This is a genomic window from Hoeflea prorocentri (genome assembly GCF_027944115.1).
GTDB lineage: Bacteria > Pseudomonadota > Alphaproteobacteria > Rhizobiales > Rhizobiaceae > Hoeflea_A > Hoeflea_A prorocentri.
Genome location: NZ_JAPJZI010000001.1, coordinates 2879511 through 2894035, shown reverse-complemented (window position 1 = coordinate 2894035; position 14525 = coordinate 2879511). Strand labels below are relative to the sequence as shown.

At 57.8% G+C, this 14525-nt stretch carries 5 protein-coding genes; 3 read left to right on the top strand and 2 right to left on the bottom strand.

Annotated features, from left to right (window positions below; genetic code table 11):
• Positions 1-48: 48 nt before the first annotated feature.
• Positions 49-561, bottom strand: coding sequence for a DUF3592 domain-containing protein (locus OQ273_RS13530; protein WP_267991027.1), 513 nt, complete (start codon positions 559-561; stop codon positions 49-51).
• Between the two features lie 474 nt (positions 562-1035).
• On the opposite strand from OQ273_RS13530, the gene OQ273_RS13525 reads away from it, so the two are divergent.
• The gene (locus tag OQ273_RS13525; RefSeq protein ID WP_267991026.1) at positions 1036-1923 is read left to right on the top strand and encodes a hypothetical protein; all 888 of its coding nucleotides are present in this window, start codon (positions 1036-1038) and stop codon (positions 1921-1923) included.
• Positions 1924-2188: 265 nt separating this feature from the next.
• The gene (locus OQ273_RS13520; RefSeq protein ID WP_267991025.1) at positions 2189-4138 is read left to right on the top strand and encodes a sensor histidine kinase; all 1950 of its coding nucleotides are present in this window, start codon (positions 2189-2191) and stop codon (positions 4136-4138) included.
• On the opposite strand, the gene OQ273_RS13515 is transcribed toward OQ273_RS13520, so the two are convergent.
• Positions 4126-4788: a response regulator gene (locus OQ273_RS13515; protein WP_267991024.1), complete on the bottom strand. Its 663-nt coding sequence runs from the start codon at positions 4786-4788 to the stop codon at positions 4126-4128. The genes OQ273_RS13520 and OQ273_RS13515 overlap by 13 nt on opposite strands.
• 370 nt (positions 4789-5158) lie before the next feature.
• On the opposite strand from OQ273_RS13515, the gene OQ273_RS13510 reads away from it, so the two are divergent.
• A complete protein-coding gene (locus OQ273_RS13510) occupies positions 5159-14521 on the top strand; it encodes a tandem-95 repeat protein (protein WP_267991023.1) in 9363 nt (3120 codons plus the stop codon).
• Positions 14522-14525 lie beyond the last annotated feature (4 nt).

Genomic DNA, 14525 nt, shown 5'->3' with positions numbered 1-14525 from the left:
CAAAGAGGATCTGCTGAAAGCGACAGGGTTCGTTCAATCCCTTCCGGTTCAATCAGAGCGAAACGCGATCCTGCTGTCGCTACTGTTTGGACTGAACCATTGATGCAATCCAATACCGATACCAATGAAAAGGATCACAAGAGCCTCAATTTGCCGAAAAGTCCAATACCTTAGAGTGCTATCCAGATCGAAGGTCACCACGTCAGGATTAGCGACCGGGTAGACGATGTCGATTGTGTCGCCTTCACTCCAAAACCGCGACCCGAATTTCATCAATGCGGTAACCGCTTCACCATGTGTTGTTTGGTACTGAATGCGCGCCTCAAAGACCCGCGCCTGCGCGCCATTGCAACGATCAAGGACACGGCATCCACGTGAGGAGATCTCCTTGATTGTCGCTGAAGCTTGCGCTGTTTCGCCGGAAAACTGAGCCTTCAAATGAGAATAGTGCCAGAACCAATGGGAAAACAGGCTGACAATTGCGGCCGCGATCAGGACGCCCGGCCAATTGCGGTCTCTGAAAGGCCTTCCAGACCTACCTGACGTTGTATTCACCATCATATGCAAGAGCTGTCAGAAAGTCGTAAATAATCGTTTAAGCGGGTTGGCAGCGACTGTGAACGCGGCGCGTTCCCGCTTCTGGGCGCAAGGCGTCGCGACCGTCAGGGCCGCTATCCTTGGCGGAAGGGGTTTCGACCGGTTGTATCCTACCGTCCAAACTATTGGATGGATTCTGTTGTCGAGTGCTCGTCCCGGTGGCTGCGAGCTTGCGATTTGAACCCGCCCAAAATGACTGAATGCGGCTGTGTGACGGAAGGCTGCGCGAGGGCCGAAGCACTGTCCAAGGCAGACATGGCTCTTCCGTCATATGATTTGAAACATGACTGAAACACGTTCGCCTATTTCTGAAAATGTATCGAAACAAACGCTTCCTACCTGTCGGATGTCACCGCGATGGACACGAAAACGTTCACCGTCGCCATGATTGAAACCGTCAGGCCCCGTGGCCTGGTTGGAGACAAGAGGAAACGCAAAATGAGGAATAAGATCTTTAAATCCGCATTGGCGGCAATTGTGCTGGTATCTGCTTTGGGTGCCACGCAGGCAAGCGCCAAGATCAAGGAAGTCAAATTTCATTTCGTGAAGAGCGCTTATGAAGACTATCCCGTTTACGAGATGAAGTTTCAAAATGGCAAATGGGTGTGGGCGAACAAGGGAAGGGCCTTCAAGCCGCGCATGAAATACCGGATCAGGCAAAACAAGGGCGGCATTGCGCACCATGTTGTCGATGCCGAGTTCCTGCTTGAAGGTGTTTTGATCGGCTCACTGTCACACATCAAGAACAAGAGCGAAAAGCTCGTTACGCTCAACATCGGCAGCAATGTCATGAAAGGCCAGGAAAAGGCAGCCCGCGCTGCATGCAACGCCCATGGCGGCGGCCAGAAAGTCGTAAGGGACCTGGGCCTGAAAGGTCAGCTCTCCGTAAAGCATACGCATTTTGGAAAGCATGAGCAGACCGTTAAGCGCAGTTCGGTCATGACGGCAAAAGTTGTCTGCCACGGGAAAGGTCCCAAGCGCACGGGCAATTCGACCGTTGCCATGAAGCTCAAGGGCCTGAAGCTCTACACCATCCCCGCAAGACCCAAATGCGGCAAGCCGGTCAAGATGGTGGCGGAGTTTCACACCACCCGCCCGGGCAAGGTTGAGTTCCTCTATTATCGCGGCGACGGCGAAAAGCAGAAAGCGAGCGTCACAACCTCCAGAGGTGGCGGAGGTTTCTCAAAACGTTGGGCCAAAACCTACAAGTTCAACAAGACCACAAACCGCAAGTACAAAGTGGTCGCCATCGGGCATAAGGGGTCAACGCAGTGGATCCCGCTCAAGGTGAACTGCACAAAGGGCGCCAAGAATTTCGCTGGCTGAATTCTTCGCGAACATCAATCAACACAGGCGCACCGTCCCCCGGTGCGCCTCTGTCTGTTTGTGCCGCGATGAAAAAGGCGTTGGTTGAACAGCCGTCTGCAAACGGATCAAGAGAGAACCTCACCGCCCAACAATGATAAGAGCTTTTCAACACGGATTGTCAGTTGTTGTCTAAAGTGCCAAGCTGACAGTAAAAAGAGCGGTGAACCCGGGATTGGACACACACAATACTGGGATCTTGGTTGGGGGCGCGACGTCATACTGAATGTCTAGATTTGGCTTGACGATCGCCTCGATTTGGCTGCAGATTTGTCTGCTTGGCGCAGCGGCCCAGGCAGCCGTTGAAGTGGGGCCGGACTTCACAAGCAGCGACCTGATCGGGGAAATCAGCTATTTCCTGGACGAAGACCGGGACCTGTCCGTTGAAGATGTCCTCGGGCCTCAAATCAATTTTCAGCAGGTCGAGGATCCGTTTCCGCGTTTTGGTTATACCCGTGCGCGCATATGGTTGCGCTTTGAAGTCCAGAATCTGGAGGACAGGGAACGGGAAACCCGTCTTTGGGTTCGCGAGAATTTCTTCCAGTATTTCGCTGTTTTCGTTGTCCACGAGGATGGCCGCGTTGACACCGTTGAGGATTTGACGCCGCAAAGCACATTTTCCGAACGGCCCGTCCCCTATGCCCAACTGGTCGCACCGCTCAATCTCCAACCGAACGAAACAGCCACCATCCTGGTCCGTTATGCATCCGGCGGTTCGTCGGAGGCGAAAATGACCCTCGAAAGCCGAGAGTCATTTGCAGGACAGGCAGCCAATAATACGGCCAAGAAGTTCGTATTCTACGGCATGATGACGATCATGGTCGTGGCTGCCTTGATCGCGTTTGCGATATTGCGGCTCAGTGTTTTTCCGGCCTATGCCGCCTATGCCGGCAGCATTTTGATGTACATCGTGCATTCCGATGGAACCGGGTTCCAATATCTGTGGCCAAACGCCCCATGGTTCAACACCAATGCGAGCCTCGTGTGGGGAAGCAGCTTCATTATCTGCGGCGCGATATATACGCGGCTTTTTCTGGAAACGGCGAAGTACCACCCGGTCATGAACAAGGTTCTCTACGCGGTGATCGCCGCCGCCATTGGCCTTGATATCTATGCGCTGATTGACACGCAGATGGCCAAGAAGCTCATGGTGCTGTTTGCTCTGATATCCATCATTGCTTGTATTTCCGCCGGTGTCGTCGCGGCCATTGAACGTTTCAAGATGGTCCGGTTTTTCATGTTTGCCTGGATTGGCGGCGCGTTCGCGGCGCTCATCATGACCTTGCAGCATTGGATCGGCCTGGACATTTCGCAGGAAGCGCAACTCGACTTCATGCGGCTTGTGATGGTCCTGGACGCTGGCTTGATGGGCCTTGCCATCGCCGACCGGTATCTCCAGGAACGTACACTGCAGCAGGAGGTCCTGCAGGAGAACCTCGCCCAGACGCGCGAGAACCTTGATTTGAGCCGCCGCCTGCAGGCGCTGGAAAACAAATATGCTGAGGCGGAAGAGGCGGCCCGCGACCGGGATATATCCTCACAGAATGCACTGCATGATCTACGCCAACCGCTGAATGCCCTGCGCCTGACGGTGAACTCGCTGACCGGCGACGACAGACTCAGCGATGGATGGGCAACGGCCGAGACGACGCTGGACTATCTGGAGAACCTTTTGGCGGAGCATGTGTCGGCAAACAACGAAGCGCCAGCCAGTTCCGAAATGATAGGCCTGCCCGAACTGCTCAATACGATCCACGCGATGTTTATTGAAGACGCTCAGCAAAAAGGCACGAACCTTTTGCTTGATCCGGATATACCGGATGTCGAGGTGCCGGCTTTGCAGGTCATGCGCATACTGAGCAATCTGGTTGCCAACGCCATCAAATATTCTACCGAGGGCGCCATACGCCTGCATGCGAGCCGCAGAGGCAAAACGATTGCGGTAGAAGTGCGTGATGATGGTCCCGGCCTGACCCAGGAAGAATTCCAGCTGGCGATCAGACGCAAGGTGCGCCTCGAGCGTCATTCTGACGGCATCGAGGGGCAGGGGTTTGGCCTGGCAATTGCCCACGACCTGGCGGAGTCCTTGAACTTTGATCTGCAATTGCTCGCGCCGGAGGGAAAGGGGGCCGCGATTTCCTTGAATATGCCGGTCCCGGTCAGTCAGTCAGGCTGATCGGAGGCTTCAATCATCCCAAGCTCGTTGGCCCGGTGAAACAATTGCGCGGCCGAATGCACGCCGAGCTTCTTCATCATGCTGGCGCGATGTTTTTCGGCAGTTTTTGCACTGATGCCCATCCCGTCGGCAATGTCCGCATTGCTTTTGCCGCGCAGAACCATTGTCAGATATTGCCGTTCGCGCGCGGTCAGGTTTATGTGTTTTTCACTCCTGCTGATGATTCTTGTCATGCTCTCGGCAAAATATGTGCCGCCGCGCAGGATGTGGGGAAGCTGGGCAAACAGTTCCTCATTGCTGCCTGCCTTTGAAAAGAGGCCGGCAGCACCGCCATCTTTTATGCTGGCCAGAAGGCCAGGCGAGGTAACCGCGGTCAAAATGACAATGCGCGAATCAGGCGACCAGCGGCGTATGTCCTCAAACACTTCCGCGCCGGAGGCAAGCGGCATGGAAATATCGAGAATAATCAGGTCGGGCTTGAAACGTTTGGCTGCCGATACGGCCTCAATACCGTTGGATGCTTCTGCGACAACACCAATGCCATCGGGCTCGATTGACCCGGGTTTTTCCAGCGCCAGGCGCAACGCAGATCGGATCAGGTCATGATCGTCCGCGATGAGTGCGGTGAACTGCGGTGATTTAGTCGTCATACGGTCTCCGGCGTCGAGCTTTCACTGGCTGGCATGAACTGCCGGTTAAGAGCAATGTCCGTGAGACCAAATTAGCGCCGCCCCCCGACTTTCCAATGCCGGTCCCTCCGTCGCGCGGTCCATGAAACATCAACCCTCTCATTCCGGTTAACCGTCATACGGCAATTGGGGGATTCACCCCATAGGAATTCAACGCCTGACCGGCATGATTGTGAACAAAAGGTTGACAGCGTCCGGTTGCGGGACTGTGCCCGGAACATGCTGCGCGTGCACTGTTGGCCGCTTTGGCGGCTGCAGGCGTGACCTTGGTGAGAGATTTATCCGCTGCTGTGGAGCAAATGCTCGCGGCGCATGAGCCTGGAGGTAGGGCATGGCCGTACGCATCGTCAGTCGTTTGGGAAAGGTGGGGTCGACATTCGACAACGCGGCAAACCTGGTCGATGCGACCAGCGCAGTCGCCGGCACCGTCAGCACGCTGTCGGAGGACGATCCCGATCCGCTTGGCACGACGCTTGAAATCCTTTCCACCTTCGGCGCCATTGCCGCGACCATACGCGAATACAAGGGGCTGACCGAGGACACGCGCAAGGAGCTGCAAAAGGCAATCAAAATACTGAAGGAGGCCGATGAAGCCGGGGAGGCCTTCGGGCGTGCCCTGGTTGAAATCGGCAAGATACCCAATCCGCTGATCAACAAGCTGGCCACGGCCATTGTCACCGGACAAAAAACCTTCAGTACCACAGAAGATCAATTCCAGTTCGCGTTGAAGGAGCTCGATGCCGGGCTCAAGGTCCTTGATACAAAACTCGCAAAGGTGCTCAAGGTCGTTGACAATGTGGGCAGCGTCGCAGGTGTGGCCGAGCTCATCTACGATCTCTACAACGCCGTCGTCAAAGAACAAGGAACCGTCTTTGGCGTGTTTCTCAATACGTTCATTCCCACTTTCGGATTTGAAATCCCTGATCCGACAGCGCAAGGCGGCAGCGAGCCGGGGGTGGCGCTACCGGTTGCCGATGCCAACCAGAATGTTGCCGATGAGGTCGGCCAGTCCTTTGATGTGTTCAGCGCCCGGCTGCAAGTTCACACCAACAAGATGGACGATCTCAACCAGTCCTTCGCGAATTTGATCGAGACGATCAAAAACCTGGTGCCAGAGGCCAATCTCGACAATCCGGCCGCCTATCTGGAAGGTGAGATTATCGCGGCCATCGACCGGGCTTCCTCTATCCTGGAAACCGATCTGCCGCTTGATGCGATCAATGAGTTCGCCGAGATACTCGAGCCGCTGGACGATATCGTCGGTGTTCTGGAAGCGGTTCAGGAAGCGATCCAGCCCGTGCTGGATTTCTTCGGTCCGGTTCTCAGCATCATCGACAAGGTGATTGATGGTCTGTCAGACGCGCTCGGCCTGTCCGCGCTTGAGGCGAAGATCAAGGAACTTATTCAGGATCAGATCGACGACCTGACGCAGCCCATTCGTGACAAGATCGACGACGCGGTGGATGAAATCACCGGTTCGATCGTCAACGCCATGTCGGACCTGTTGAATCAGTTTGTCGATATCAAGGACCAACTGCTTGATCTCGCTCTCAATCCGGGTATCGAGGTCGGCGACCGCCAGGGTATCTCCAATGATGTTTTGAATGGTGAAGCCATGGCTGCGGGAGGTGCCGGAGACGACATCATCATGCTGCAACTCGACAGCCGTTTCTCGGACGGCCACGGGGGCATGGCGCTTGGCGGCGACGGCAATGACCGTATTACCGGAACGTCCCTCATCGATATCATCAATGGCGGCGCCGGCTCGGACATCATTTCCGGACTTGCGGGTGACGACAAACTCTTCGGCGGCACGGGCAGCGAAGACCCGCTCAGCGATGAGGGCGACATTATCAGTGGCGGCGCCGGCAACGATGCGATCTTCGGCTCGAACAAAAATGACCTCCTGATCGGCGGCACCGGAAACGACGCCATATATGGCGATTCCGGCAACGACCAGATCTTCGGCGATGATGGCAACGACCTGCTTGATGGGGAAGACGGCGAGGATACGCTCGAAGGCGGCCTTGGCGACGACATCCTGAACGGCGGGGCCGACAATGACATCCTGATCGACACCTCAGGCAACAATATTCTGGATGGCGGTGAGGGGCTGGATGAAATCCGCACCCTTGGCGATGTAAGCGCTGTCAACACCATTTTGGACACAACGGCCGTGCTGCGCGGCGGTGCCGGTCGCGAAATCCTGCAGTTCGGCGATGCTCTCGCCGTTGGGTCGGACGCCACGCCGGGTGCCTTTTTCGATGGCGGCGCGAACACCGATATCGTTGAAGTGGGCAATATCGATCTCGACCGGCTTTCGGCCGTGCTCGAAAACTTTGAAACCCTGAAGGTCACCGCGCAGACAGGCGAAGAAAAAACCATAGCCCTGCAGGCAGAAAGCCTGCGATCCTTCGATCAGGTGGAGTTGCTGGGCGAGGGCGCCTTCAGGTTCGACATACGCGGCGGAACCTTCGACACCGACATGATGTTTACCGATCAGTCCCTGCTCATCGACTGGTCTTCGTTGACACCTGTCAGCAACGCACAGAATGGCCCGTCCGCAGGTCAGGGCGGGCGTCCCATCAGCCTGCTTGCTCCGGTCACCTTCCAGCTCAACGGAAATCTGGGAGAAACAGGCGGCACGGTCATCGGCTCGCAGCGCACCAAGCTCGGCATGGTGTTCGAGGGGAGCGACGGGGACGACCTGATTGTCGGCGGTGCCGGCAGCGATGTCATTCGCGGCGGCCTTGGGGCCGACATACTCGACGGTGGCAGCAGCGATACCGGAGACCGGTTCGACCTTGAGAGTGCCGTTGGCGATGTCATTCTTGGCACGGTCGAGGAACTTAACGGCGATACCATCCGCAATCTGTCAAACCGCGTTGACAAGGTCCGCATCGAGGGCAGCGAAGACTACCATCTGACCTTCGACACGCAGCCGGGTCAGACCATCGTTGCAGTCTATCTTTCTCAGGCTGCCTTTGATGCCGGAGACGCCGCGCTCGGCAGCTTCACGCTTGAAGGCGACTACCCGAAACTGTTCTCGCAAGGCGGCAGCTACATCGCCGAAGACGGCACGGAAACCTCCTATGTGGAGGTGTTCAACAACAATGTGCCTCCCACCGCGGTCAATGATCTTGTTGTCTCCAGATACCAGGGTGAAGGCGATACACCGCAGGTCATTGATCCGTTTGCCAATGACTTTGACGTGGATACACCGGCCGATCCGTCCGAGGGTATCGTGCGCCGCCAGATTGCCGTCACCGAAAGTCTCGCGGCACTCTTCCGCACGATCGATATCGACGATGAGGACGCTGCCCGGCAAGCCTTTGCGGACGGGATCACGCCGGTTGCCATTGGCACGGAACTGCTGACCGAGGCCGGCAACAAGCTGATCTTCACGGCGGACGGCATTGTCTACGAGGCGCCGGAGCAAAGCGTGACATTCCGCGATTCCCAGGCAGGAGACGCCGGACTTTTGGGATTTTTCGGCGTAGAAGGGTTCTACGACACCTCCGAAGCATTGCCTTTCTTCGGGTGGGACCGGATCAGCTACAAAGTGTTCGATCTGGACGGAGAGCTGTCGAACACAGCAAATGTCGACATTTTGATCCGGCCCGACCGCGTGACGCTTGCGGATGGAACACGTGCGTTGCCGAGTGTCGGCATAACGGCCACCGGGGCGAACCCGGGAAATTATGTGGCCACCCTCACGGACCAGACCGGACAGAATATCGGGCAGGATCTGATCGATAGTTCCGGCGACGCCGACTCCTCCAATCACGCCGTCGGACATGACTATTTTTACATCACCGACCCAGGCAGCTATCAGGGCCTGGGCGGCACCGATGTCATGGATGGCCGGGATGCGACCGGGGCGCTCAGGCTTTTTGGCGGCACAGGCGCCGACTGGGTGGAAGGAGGCGATTTCGACGATCTCCTCAGTGGCGGCGGCTACAGCGACAGCTATAATCCGCAATCCATGCGCGCAGAAGGTGATGCCCCCGAACAGGGCAATATCCTGATCGGCAATGGCGGCAACAATGTCTACAGCGCGAGTTCAGGCGGTACTGCCGGTGAGACGCAATGGCTGGTCGAAGCGCCCCGTGACACGACCTATATTCTCAATGGCGGCGCCGAGACCATCAGCGGAACCCCGCTTACGTCTCGATCGGGCGACGGGGTAAATTTTGACCCGTTCTTCGGATTAAAAATGGGCGCCGCGGCCCTTCAGGACGACCGGATTATCGGCTTCGACAATGACGACCAGATCGCACTCGCCCTGTCGGACGACACGCTGACGGGTGTCGGGTTCACATCGCAGGCCTATGTCGCGCCGAACGTGTTCATCCCGCTGCGTACGGGGATGATCCTTACGGAACTGGACATGACGTCCGAACTCGGCAAGCGGAACAAAGATATCATCGGTGAAAGCCGGTTTATCAACGAGAACGGCTTTTTCGAAGGCCATGATTTCCAGACAACATTCGACTTTGCCCTGTCCGGTCCACAAGGTCAGGGCAGTTTTTGGTATGAGCAGCCCGGCTTCGATGGGTTTCCGCAAATTGTAAGCTACGCGATCGAGGCGGTTGCGATCGATGAGAATGGTGCCGCCGCGCCCCAGACAGAGCTGACGATTTCGCTCAAGAGTTTCCGCTTTGACGTGGAAAACAGGCTGCAGTCCCACATCTATGCAGACCTGATAGAAGACCCGGAACTGCTTGATCCGTTCAATCTGGACAATGACCCGTTTTTCCACACCAATATCTCGCGAGCGACAGACCTGATCCCCGGAGCTCACGTCTCATTCTCGATGATCCTGGATGGCGCCTATCAGGACCGGTTCGTGCTTGACGTGACAAGCGGCATGGCCGGCGGTGCCGGCGAAGCGCCGTTGATTTTCACCGACCTCGGCACGCATTTTTCCGATCAACCCTATGCCTATGAGTATGTGACGGATGACGAAATCAGCGCCGCAGAAGCCCTCGGCAAGAACATCGCCCTGTCGATCCGTTACGACAGCTCGGCGCCGGTCGCCGTCGCTGACACCGCGCAGCTCGCGCGCGGTCGGGCGGTCACCTTTGACCTGCTGGCCAACGACACCGATGCGGATGGCGACGTGCTGCGACTGTTCGACATCGAATTCGAGAGCGCCGGGCAGGAGGCCGACCTGCTGGATGGTGACACATCCAATGGCGAATTGATCCTGCAAACCGATCCGAATACCGGCTTTGGAACCGGTATCGTCACCTATGTTGCCGCCCCCGACTATATCGGCGATGTGAACTTCTCCTACATCGCCACCGACGGCGAATATCAAAGCGAGGCACAGTCGGTCAGCATCAATGTTACCGGACTGGCTCCCGTACTGGGTGATGATCGCATCGTGCTCAAAGCCAATTCCGATGCCGTTGGCAGTGCCGAACTATTGCCCGGCGGCACGCGTTTCATTCCGCTCAGCGTTCTGACCGCAAACGATGTCGATCCGGATCTGGCCGAAGCCTTGAACTCCCAGAGTTTTGACGTGACGGGTGCTTCATTCATCAGACCGCCCTTCGGTGAAGACCCGTTCGAAGACATAAGGGCCGGCACAGACATTGCCTTCGGACGTTATCCGGGCAACGGCGAATATGGCGTCTTCCTGCGCGGATCCCTGATCGATGCGCTGAGCGCCGGGGCGACGTCACCGACAGGCACGACAGGCGCCAGCACGAGTTTCACCTATACGCTGGAGGATGCGGGCGAAGCGGGCCGTTCGAACGAAGCGCATGTTGAGGTATTTGTCGCAGCAGACTTCGCTCTTGCCCCCAACGGCACTGTCAGTGTTGCTGAAGACGCCAGCATCGCTCTCGATATCGTATCCGGCCGCAGCGGCGGCTTCGGCGATGTTGAAATCCTGTCTGCATCCGCCGCCCTTGGCGAAGGCACGACGACAGAAGTCGGAACCGTCGAAATCTATGGCGACGGCATCATCTTCACGCCGAGCCCTGATATCTTCGGCGTCACCGCGCTGATCGACGTCGTTGTGGCCGACCAGTTGGGAAGCACCGAGACGATCCCCGTGCGCATCGAGATCACGCCAAGCGAGGATGCGCCCGAGGTTCGCAACCTCTCGGCGACCGGCGGCGCAAACAGCCTAGCGACCGACGAGGATACAGCCGTAGAGGGTCTTGTAACCCTCTTTGATCTCGACGAACTCGATCCGGCGGTCCTCGGCGTTCAGACAGCGCTCGATATGGCCGAAGCGTTGCGCAACAACACGCCCGAACTGATTGATCCGGCTGATCTGGCACTGATCGCGGACAAGGTCCTGGCGCCGGCCGATCTGGGACCAATTGTGACGACGCAGGGCGGCTCCTTCCAGCTTACCGCGTCTGCTTCGCCGCTGGTCTATAGCTACGAGTATACGCCGGCCGCTGATTTTGAGGGCTCGGACAGCGTCGCCATCGATTGGGTCGCCCCGGATGGCACAACCGGATCGGTGGTCTGGGATATCGATGTGACCGGCATCAATGACGCGCCCATATTCACGACCGACGATCCAACATCCGATGCGCCGGAAACGCTGGATGTCGCCAGTGACCTGGAACTGAACCTTCTGGACGACGTCACCGATGTCGACGGAAATGTCGACCCGGCTTCGGTGGTCATCGAAAATGCGCCCGATCCGCTTGTTGCAACCATTGCCGTCTCACCGGACGGCACCGCGACGATAACCGGTGTCGGCAGCGGACCGACTCAGTTCTCCTATTCTGTCGCGGACGAAGCCGGCCTGCGGTCCGAAACCCGAACAGTCTATCTTGATGTCAACGAGCCGCCCGAAGCGGTGGACGACAATGCGATCATCACAGCGCCGGGGCAGCGCATCCTGATCGACGCAATTACCAACGATACCGATGGCGACGGCGATGTCAGCTACGTACTCGGGCCGGACGGCTTGCCACAGGCGCTTGATCCGCAACAGACCTTGGACCCCAACGCAGCGCCCGGGCTCTTGGGGAGCGTTGAATGGTCCGTTGCCGATGGTGCGTTCATCTATACGGCGCCGACCGATCCTGCCCTGTTCGGCCAGACCGATGTGTTCTACTACGAAGTGCAGGATAATGACGGCACGACCTCGCGCGCTGCTGTCTTTATCGAACTGACGTCACCTGAAGCGCCTGCCCTGCGGCTCGGAACGAATGACGCCGATGACGTTGCGGCTCGGGAAAGCAATGAAGAGTTTTTCCTCGGTGCCGGCGCGGACAGCGTTCAGGGAACACTGATAAATCTGGACGGCGACCAGATTTACGATTTCGATCCCGACGACACGCTGATTGTGGAAGGCCTGTCTGCCGACGACATCACAATCACCACAAGCCGCATCCGCACGGAAAAGCCGCCGGTGATTTCTGTCGCGGCGTTGACGGAAATCCCGTCCGTTGCAGGCCTCTTTGGCGGTGTGACCGTGGAAGAGCTCCGGTCGGCCTTTGTCGGCAACACGATGCTGGAAATCAGCACCGGCACAGAGGTCAGCACGATCGTGCTCAACGGCGCCTATCTGGGCACGTTCGAAGCCGTTAACACCCCTGAAGGCAATGTCGCCATCTCCTATAAGCCGACCACCGGTCCTGACCCACTGCTGAACGGATCGCCGAACGATAACGATTTGCAGGCGAGTGAAGCCAACACGGAGGTTGCAGGCGAGGGCGGTGACGATGTCGTTCAAACGCAGGGCGCCGCCGCGTCCGGCGGCGCTGGCGAGGACGCAATCATCGCTCTTGGTGCCGCCGCCATGCAGGGTGGCGCTGATGCGGACCTCTTTGTGATCGGCGCGGCCGGCACGGACACCGTGCTGGAGGATTTCAATCCCTATGATGGCGACCGGATCGCCATCTCCATCCCCGCCTACATCAACGATGACGGCACGATGGCGACGGACCGCCTGTCGATCACCAGGGATGAGGACGGCGTGTTGACCCTTTGGGGCAATCCCGACCTCATCGGAGACGTCGAGCCGCCCGTCCTTGAGCAGCTCGCGCGCTTTACCTTGCCGGAAGGATTGAACGCCGGGATAGACGGTGCAAGGGGCGACGAGGATACCGAGATTTCCGGCACAGTCGCGGACAATGTGTCCGAGATCGGCGGCGATGCAAAGACCTTCGCCGTCGAGACGGATCCGGCCAATGGCCATGTGGTGATGGAAACCGACGGAAGCTATACCTATACACCCAATGCGAACTTCTTCGGCACGGACAGCTTCACCTATCGCGTCACGCTGGCAACCGATGGCGGCCAGCTGACGGACACGGCGACCGTCGAAATCACCATTGATCTGGTCAATGATGCCCCCACGCTTGAGGCGCCGCTGGCCGATGTCTCCTCGGCCGAGGACACACCTCTTGAGTTTTCAATTCCGCCCGACGCTTTTGCGGATATCGAGGGTACTGAACTGGCGCTTTCGGCAACGCTGACCGATGCGTCCGATTTGCCCGATTGGCTCGATTTCGATGCGGAAACCGGAACGTTTTCCGGCCTCCCGCCAAAGGATTTCAACGGCCCGGTCGATGTGCGTGTCACCGCATTTGACGGAGAACATGCGGTCAGCGACGACTTCACGCTCGACATCACCCCGGTCAACGACAAGCCGGTCACGGGGCAGGAACTGGCCGATCAGTCCTTCGATGAAGATACGGCTGTAAGCTTCACTCTCCCGGCGGATGCCTTCGACGATGTGGACGGCGATACGCTGGCCCTGAGCGTCGAGCTTGCAAATGGTGAAGCACTTCCAGGCTGGCTGGGCTTTGAAGCCTCAACCGGCACGTTCTCCGGCCAACCGCCGCTCAACTTCAACGGAAATCTGGACGTCGTAGTCATTGCCAGTGATGGCGAGTTGGAAGCCCGCAGTGCCTTCTCGCTCGAAATCACGCCGGTCAATGATGCACCCGTTGCAAACACGGATACAGGTTTCGAGGTGGATGCCGGTGCGAGCCTTGTGTTCTCAACCGCCGATATCCTTGCCAATGATACGGACGCCGATGGTGACGCGCTCAGCGTGGTTTCCGTCACCGGCGCCGAAAACGGCTCCCTGCAGGTGGCGAGCGACGGAACGATCATATATACGCCGGCCGCTGATTTTGATGGCGTTGAAACGCTCACCTATGAAGTTTTCGACGGAACCGAAACCAGTGAGGGCGAAATTCAGATCAATGTCATCGGCACGGCCACCGATCCCTATGAGGGCTGGCGGCAGGGCACCGATGGCAATGACGTCCTGCTGGGTAGTCTCTTTGCGCAAAACCAGATCTATGGCGGCGACGGCAACGACCTCATCATAGGCGGTTTCCGCTCCGACGAACTGGCCGGGGGCGATGGCAACGATCTGATCTTCGGTGGCTTTGGCAATGACGACATCACGGGCGGCGCCGGACGGGACTTCCTCATCGGTGGAGCCGGGCGCGACACGTTCAATTACGCCTCCGGCGCGGGTATCGACATTATTGCCGACTTCGACACCGGCCGACGCTGGTTCTCATCCGGTGGCGACAGGATCACCATCGATGTCGACGGCGTCGACAGCTTTGATGCCCTGTTGGCCCATGCCAGCCAGGTTGGCCGTCACACGGTGTTTGATTTCGGTAATGGCGATCTGCTCGTGCTCAACCACACCAGGCTTTCCGCGCTGGACGGCGACGCGTTCAGCTTCTTCTGATGCG